We start from the raw sequence: 7,753 nt of genomic DNA on the forward strand, positions 1-7,753 counted from the left end.
AAGGATATCCATCTAGGATAATCCATAATTTTATCTAAATATTAAAAAAAGATCCTGTCTACTCCTCATTTGAGGAATAGACACAATAGTGCTTTTCTCTAACACTAATCATATTGTGAAGTAAGGAGAATATCATGAAATATAAAATGGCAGCTGCTGCGGTCTTGGGTACTTTATTATTGGGAGGTTGTGGTGGTTCAGATGATGTCATTGATAATATAAAGCAAGAAATTGATGATAAAAATAAACCAACTGAAACGACTACCGCCAATTGGGGCCTTGAAAAGACGGTCAATACAATTACACACTCTGCTTTAAGTACCTTTGTTAATTTTGGTTTTGTTGATGCATTGGTCTATGGCGCTGATGAGGCTGTAGAGGGTACGCCTTGTTCTCAAGGCAACTATGTAAAAACAAGCGATAAAATTACCTTTAATAATTGTAGGGGTTTATTTGATGATGATACTGCGGTTTCAGGTGTCATTAACCTTTCAACAAATCAATATCAATATGTAGACTTCAAAATCAGTTATGATGATGGGGAAAGCAGTTTGGTAAATGGTGCACTTAAAGTAACCAGCACGGCAAATGATACAAGCGGTACCATTGAAACCAACAACTTGAAAGTGGTTTCAACAGAAATTGACGATAATAAAAAATCAAGGACAGTGGAATATAATCTCAGCGCATTTAAAACTAGCTTCCAGGAAGAGGGAAGCAATGGGGCATATTCTTTAAGTTCTGAGGGTATATTTAAGGTTAAAGGCAGTGAAATTGGAGATTATTCAGCTAAATTCAATACCATCAATCCTTTTAGATATAAATCTAATGATGAAGACTCAGATGCCTACGATGGTCAGTTGAAAGTGGTTGATACAACCAATGACAAAAACTATTCAATCTTAATCGCAAATAATGATGCCAAAACTTTGATGTATCAAGCATCTAGTGATGGAAAACAGGTGATTAACAAGACCATTACTTGGGATGAAGTTTACGATTATTAATTTTATTTATCCCGTAATCTCATTATATAGTCATAACACTTTTAGCCGCATCTCCAGTGCGGCTTTTTTATAAATACTGGAATTTATAATGTTGATATTCATAATAAAGGTAAATATGTAGGGATGGCCGATGATATTTTCATGATCTATACTTGTTCGATAAAATTTATGAGTCTTTTCTTATGCACGGTCTCTACCTGATTACCAATGATGATCCAATCCAATTATTACTAGAAAAACTACAGCTTGCGTTGGCAACAGGACATATTGCCATTTTGCAGTATCGTCGTAAAAAAATCGCAAAAGCCGATCAGCCGCTTGAAGTGGAGCAGATTAAGATCCTGTGTGAAAAATATCAGGTTCCATTTGTGATTAATGATGATTTATCGCTGGCAGAACAATTTGGTTTGGGTGTTCATCTCGGACAATCTGATGGCGAAATTATTGATGCGGCCGCATGTCTACCACAGGGGGCGATTATTGGGCGAACTTGCTTAAACAGCTTAGAACTAGCTGAAAAGGCAATTGCTGAAGGTGCAACTTATGTTGCATTTGGCGCAGTCTATGCCACTTCAACTAAACCTGAAGCAGGTAATGTTGGAGTTGAAGTCATTCAACAAGCAAAGCAGAAGTTTAAAGTACCAATATGTGCCATTGGTGGTTTGACCGTTGAAAATTCCCAAGTGGTCATTGAGGCAGGAGCAAGCCTTTGTGCGGTAATTAGTGATATATTAGGACGGTCAACAGCTGAAATTCCTGCTCGTGTAAATGCATGGGCAAAGTTATTTGCATAATTTTTTGCATCGTTTCGACATTTTATTCTTCGATTCTAGGTTGAGTCTTTTATGAGTTTATCTCCAAAGCAAGAACAGTTATTTAAACAAGCAAATAAACATATTCCAGGTGGGGTCAATTCACCTGTACGTGCATTTAACGGTGTTGGTGGTACGCCTGTCTTTATTGAAAAGGCAAAAGGGGCATACTTGTGGGATGTCGATGGCAAACGCTATGTAGATTATGTCGGTTCATGGGGACCAATGATTTTAGGTCACGCCCATCCTGATATTATTCTGGCGGTACAAACTGCAGCTGAGGATGGTTTAAGCTTTGGCGCACCAACAGTATATGAAACGACTTTGGCAGACACCATTTGCGAGATCATGCCAGCGATTGAATTGGTTCGTATGACCAGTTCAGGAACTGAAGCGACCATGACTGCGATTCGTCTGGCGCGTGGTTACACAGGTCGTGACAAGATTGTAAAATTTGAAGGCTGCTATCATGGCCATTCAGATTCGTTATTGGTCAAGGCGGGTTCAGGTTTATTGACCTTGGGTGAAGGTGAGCCGACTTCCAAAGGGGTGCCTGCCGATTTTGCCAAACATACTTTAACGCTACCATATAACAATATTGAAGCCTTGAAAGAATGTTTTGCCAAGTTTGGTCATGAGATTGCTGGGGTAATTATTGAACCAGTGGCAGGCAACATGAATCTGGTTACACCAATTGACGGATTTTTACAGGCCATTCGTGATGTCTGTGATGAATACAAATCCGTATTTATTATTGATGAAGTGATGACAGGTTTCCGTGTTGCTCTAGGCGGGGCACACACCCTGTATAATGTGAAGCCTGATCTGGTGACACTGGGTAAGATTATTGGTGCGGGGCTACCTGTGGGCGCATTTGGTGGTAAACGCGAAATCATGGAATGTATCGCACCTTTGGGTGGCGTCTATCAGGCAGGTACATTGTCAGGTAATCCATTGGCAATGCGTGCAGGGATTGCCATGTTCAAGCATCTTCGTGAACCTGAATTTTATGACAAGCTTTCGGCACAGTTAGCGAAATTGCTTGCAGGATTACAGACGGCGGCAGATGAGGCAGGCATTCCATTTAAAACCCAGCAGGTGGGTGGTATGTTCGGCCTTTATTTCACCGATCAAGAGGACATTACCAGCTTTGATTCGATGTTGGCCTGTGATGTGGGTGCATTTAAGAAATTCTTCCATGGTATGCTTAAACGTGGTGTTTACCTTGCACCTTCAGCATTTGAAGCAGGTTTTATTTCTTCAGTACACTCTGATCAAGACATTGCAGAGACCATTCAAGCTGCAAAAGAAACATTTGCTGAAATGAAAGCTTCTGCGTAATTTCAGATATCAGGAAACACCATGACTATTGTTGTGGTGTTTTTTAGATATGGAATAAAAAATTAGAATTAAATCGATTTTTTCATTGTATTTCTAGTCTAAGCTTTTTATGATTGCCCGCTTGTTTTCATCCAGTCGTTGGAAGGCTACCTTGAGTGATTTTCTAAGTGAACATTTGATTCATCGTGATGAAGATTTTATGGTCATCCATAAACCCGCAGGGTTGCTGACGGTGCCAGGGAAAACACCTGATTTACAAGATTGCTTGATTAATCGTTTATTAAAACTAGAACCAAAAACTTTACTCATCCACCGTTTGGACCGTGATACTTCGGGCATATTGGTTTTTGGCCTATCCAGGTTTGGACAAAGCGCCATTTCCCGTCAATTTCAGGATCGTCAAACCGCAAAAATCTATCAGGCATTGGTTGCGGGCCATTTAGAGGGACAGGGCACCGTTGATATCCCTGTAATCTATGATCCAAGCCGCCCACCATTGCATATTGTGGATGATTCCCATCACAAACCAGCCTTAACAGAATGGCAGGCCATTGAACACTTCGATATTCAGGGACAAATGGTAACACGCGTTAAACTCATCCCGATTACAGGGCGTTCCCATCAGCTTCGTGTGCATATGCAATATTTAGGTCATCCAATTCTTGGTGACACCTTATATGCCACGCCAGAACAGCAGCAGCTTTATGACCGTTTGTGTTTACATGCAACGCAGTTAAGTTTTGCTCACCCGAAGACAGGGACACAACTCAGTTTTGACTGTCCCGTACCGTTTTAATTGCTAAAACTTTTTAATAAATCATGATGTGATGCACGCTATTAGATGGTGCTTTGTGTCAAAATACATGGTTGAAAACTACATAAAATACCTTAAACCCTATCAGGGCTACGGAATACAATATGTAGGCTAACTTGAGATAAAGGTGGAAAAATTGCAGCAGTTTGCTATTGGTCAACGTTGGTTATCAGATACAGAAACAGAACTCGGTTTAGGCGTTCTTATTGATGTAGATGAACGTTCTATCAGCATTTTATTCCCCAAAAGTGATGAAACCCGTGTCTATGCACGCAATAATGCGCCTTTATCCCGTATCATCTTCAATGTGAATGATGAAGTTCAGGATCAGGAAGGCATCAAGTGGATTGTTGAATCCATCGAAGACCGTCATGGCGTGCTCCGTTACGATGTGGTTCGCACTTTGGCAAATGGCGAACAGGAACGCAAGGCACTGAATGAAACCCGTATTGGTGCGCAAATCCAGTTGTCAAAACCTTTAGAACGTCTGTTGGCCAGTCAGGTCGATTATAAGGAATGGTATGACCTGCGTATTGAGGCCATGTTGTTGCAGGCTCAAATGCACACCAGCCCATTACGTGGTTTGCTCGGCGCACGTGTTGGCCTGATTCCACACCAACTTTATATCGCGCATGAGGTGGGTAAGCGCTTTGCGCCCCGTGTTCTTCTTGCGGATGAGGTTGGGCTTGGTAAAACCATTGAAGCGGGCCTGATCATTCACCAGCAACTCAAGACAGGCCGTTCAGAACGTATCCTGATTTTAGTGCCTGATTCATTGCAGTATCAATGGATGATTGAAATGCGCCGTCGTTTCAATTTGCAATTTTCTCTTTTCGATTTAACACGTACTGCTTCGATCAAAGAACACGATCCTGATCTCAATCCTTTTTTAACTGAACAATGTATTATTGCCAGTGTTGATTTGATGGTTGACCATGAAGACCTGCGTGAACAGGCTTTGGAAGCAGGTTTTGACTTGCTGGTGGTTGATGAAGCCCATCATTTGATGTGGAGTGAGGAAGAGGGCGGTAATGATCGTTATGATCTGGTTGAAGAACTGGCAGAACAAACAGCGGGTGTGTTGCTTCTCACTGCAACCCCAGAGCAACTGGGTGTAGAAAGTCATTTTGCCCGTTTACGCCTGCTTGATCCGCAACGTTTTAGCAGCCTTGACCGTTTCATTGATGAGGAAGAGCAATACCAGCAAACTGCGAAAATTGCAGAAGTATTGATGTCAGATGAGGCTTTAACAGAAGAGCATTTAGCTGCACTTGAGGGCTTGTTGGGTCATCGTATTGATGATCAGCCTGAACAACGTATGCGTGCGATTCATGAATTATTGGATCGTCATGGTACAGGTCGTATCCTGTTCCGTAACACACGTGAAGCGATTCAAGGTTTCCCAGGTCGTGATTGCCAGCCAGCGCCTTTACCAGCCCCAGAAGACTGGTCATTTGATGGCAAAATGCGTGAGCAGATGTGGCCAGAAGAGGGGCAGCTTGATGGTTCTTGGATGGAAACCGATCCTCGTGTGCCTTGGTTGATGGAAGTGCTGCGTAAAGATCTCAAGCACAAAAAAGTATTGTTGATCGCACGTAGTGGACCTGTCGTTGAAGCTTTAGAAAATGCCCTACGTTTACATGCGGGCATTCGTACAGCAATGTTCCATGAGGGCATGAGCTTATTAGAGCGTGACCAAGCTGCCGCATATTTTGCCGAAGACAGTTATGGCGCTCAGATTCTTCTCTGTTCGGAAATTGGTTCAGAAGGACGTAACTTCCAGTTTGCCAGTGACTTGATCTTATTTGATTTACCTGCAAACCCTGACGTACTTGAACAACGTATTGGCCGTCTGGACCGTATTGGCCAGGAAAACCGCATTCAAATTCACGTGCCATATTTGATCGGTACAGCGCAGGAGCGTATGTTCCGCTGGTATAACGAAGCACTGAATATTTTCAGCAATATTTCTCCAACTGCTCAAACGCTACAAGAGAACTTTATCGTTGAACTGAAAGACTGCTTATTGGCAGATCAAGGGCAAACCTTTGAAGACTTGCTTGAAGAAGTCAATGTACAGCGTCAGGCTCTGGAAGCAGAACTACAGGCAGGTCGTGACCGTTTGCTTGAGTACAATTCTTGTCGTCCAGTGGTGGCGCAGGGCATTGTACAGGCGCTTGAGGATTATGATGACAATACGACTTTACCAATGTTCGTAAAGCGTTTTATGTCATCGACCAATATTGACTTTGATGAGCAAAGCAATGGTACGGTCATCATCAAGCCAACCGACCAGATGCAGGTGCAGGGTTTAACTCTAGACGAAGAGGGTATGACCGCGACATTCTATCGTGATCAGGCGCAAATCCGTGAAGATGCACAATATCTGACACTGGAACATCCATTTATTGAAAGTGTCATGGAAATGATCCGTACACAGTCATTTGGCAGTACCAATGTGGCTTTGCTGAAATCAAATGCATTAAAGCAAGGTTCGCTGTTACTGGAAGTGTGGTTTAAGGTGGATGTGGTTGCACCAAAAGCCTTGAACCTGCCATCAAGCCTGCCAAAACAGTTGATTCGTGTGTTGCTGAGTGAAAATGGTCAGGACTTGTCTGCCAAGATTGATCCAGGCATTTTACGTCCATATTTGCATCATCTGGATGGCAATAGCTGTCGTCAGGTGGTGAAAGCCCGTCGTGATGTGATCGAATCACGTTATGCGCAAGCTTTGGAAATTGCCAAAACCTCTTTGCCTGAATTGATGCAACAAGCTAAAGAGCATTATGGCAGTAAATGGCAATATGAAATTGACCGTTTAACTTATCTCAAGCAATTTAACCCAAGTATTCGTCAAGATGAAATTGAGCGTTTACAAAAGTTCCAGAAAGAGGGTCTAAGTTTATTAGATGGTCTTTCTGTGACTCCAGAAGCGATTCAGGTGTTGGTGGTGGTCAAACCTTAAATCATCACCATGCAATAAAAAACGAGGATCATTTGACCCTCGTTTTTTTATTGCTGAACAGAAATTACTTTTGTTCGATATTGGCTTCAAGGAACCATAAATATTGATCCAGGTCTTCCAGGGCAGCATGGATAATGTCTTCAGAAATCGGGTCCTGAATCTCATCAATCGTGTCACGTAAATGGTTTGCCACCACGCCATACCGATCGGCAAGTTCTTTTAAATGATCCTGTACCGCATGGATTTCCACAGGATACGGTTTTAAATGTGATGTTTGCGATACCGTTTGGGTCGTTCCCAATGCGGTACCGCCAATTTGTACCGCACGTTCAGCCACATTGTCCAGATGGGTAATCAACGAAGTACGGAACATATCCAGCATTTCATGCACGGCAATAAAGTTGCTACCACGCATATTCCAGTGGGCCTGCTTGGTGAGCAAGGACAAATCAATAAGATCTGCAAGTATTTGATTTAATATTTTGACCGTTGCTTCTTTAATGGAGTCATCTAAATTATTACGTGTATAAACTTTTAAAGCTTTCGCTGCTGAAGAACTCATAGTTACCTCATTTCAATTTTAATAAGCATGAAAATGGATCAAAATCATTTATTTCGATAACTATTTTACGCCGTTGAATACGCCTGAATGTTTAGATTTTGACTGCTTTTGTATCAGTTTGAATACTGTGCGAAATACAAAGAAGGGAATGTGGGAAGAAATGTAAGTGGGTCGATTGAGTGTGGTACTAATAAGGGCTGCACCACACGGAAACATAAAACTAGAGCGGTTCTTCTGTTAAATGGCGGGCAC

6 protein-coding genes are annotated in these 7,753 nt (G+C 42.1%); 5 read left to right on the forward strand and 1 reads right to left on the reverse strand.

Going from position 1 to position 7,753, the window contains the following annotated elements; genetic code table 11:
* The first annotated feature begins 134 nt into the window (after nucleotides 1-134).
* From B4H32_RS02860 to rapA, 5 genes are all read left to right on the forward strand, one after another.
* Nucleotides 135-1,007, forward strand: a complete 873-nt coding sequence (locus B4H32_RS02860; protein ID WP_004681346.1) for a hypothetical protein — start codon at nucleotides 135-137, stop codon at nucleotides 1,005-1,007.
* 182 nt (nucleotides 1,008-1,189) lie between these two features.
* On the forward strand, nucleotides 1,190-1,801 hold the full coding sequence (thiE, locus tag B4H32_RS02865; RefSeq protein ID WP_004681344.1) for a thiamine phosphate synthase: 612 nt from the start codon (nucleotides 1,190-1,192) through the stop codon (nucleotides 1,799-1,801).
* Between the two features lie 51 nt (nucleotides 1,802-1,852).
* Entirely contained in the window at nucleotides 1,853-3,160 is a 1,308-nt protein-coding gene (hemL, locus tag B4H32_RS02870) for a glutamate-1-semialdehyde 2,1-aminomutase (protein ID WP_004763922.1), read from the forward strand.
* Nucleotides 3,161-3,311: 151 nt separating this feature from the next.
* Nucleotides 3,312-3,956 carry an RluA family pseudouridine synthase gene (locus B4H32_RS02875; RefSeq protein WP_010589397.1) on the forward strand — a complete coding sequence of 215 codons (645 nt, stop codon included), beginning with the start codon at nucleotides 3,312-3,314 and terminating at the stop codon, nucleotides 3,954-3,956.
* Nucleotides 3,957-4,101: 145 nt separating this feature from the next.
* Entirely contained in the window at nucleotides 4,102-6,939 is a 2,838-nt protein-coding gene (gene rapA / locus B4H32_RS02880) for an RNA polymerase-associated protein RapA (RefSeq protein ID WP_286799723.1), read from the forward strand.
* Nucleotides 6,940-7,003: 64 nt separating this feature from the next.
* On the opposite strand, the gene dps is transcribed toward rapA, so the two are convergent.
* Nucleotides 7,004-7,501 (reverse strand): DNA starvation/stationary phase protection protein Dps, encoded by a 498-nt coding sequence (gene dps, locus B4H32_RS02885; RefSeq protein WP_004763918.1) that lies wholly within the window; start codon nucleotides 7,499-7,501, stop codon nucleotides 7,004-7,006.
* Between the last annotated feature and the right edge of the window lie 252 nt (nucleotides 7,502-7,753).

It is taken from the genome of Acinetobacter sp. UBA2063, from assembly GCF_002333245.1.
Taxonomy (GTDB): domain Bacteria; phylum Pseudomonadota; class Gammaproteobacteria; order Pseudomonadales; family Moraxellaceae; genus Acinetobacter; species Acinetobacter parvus.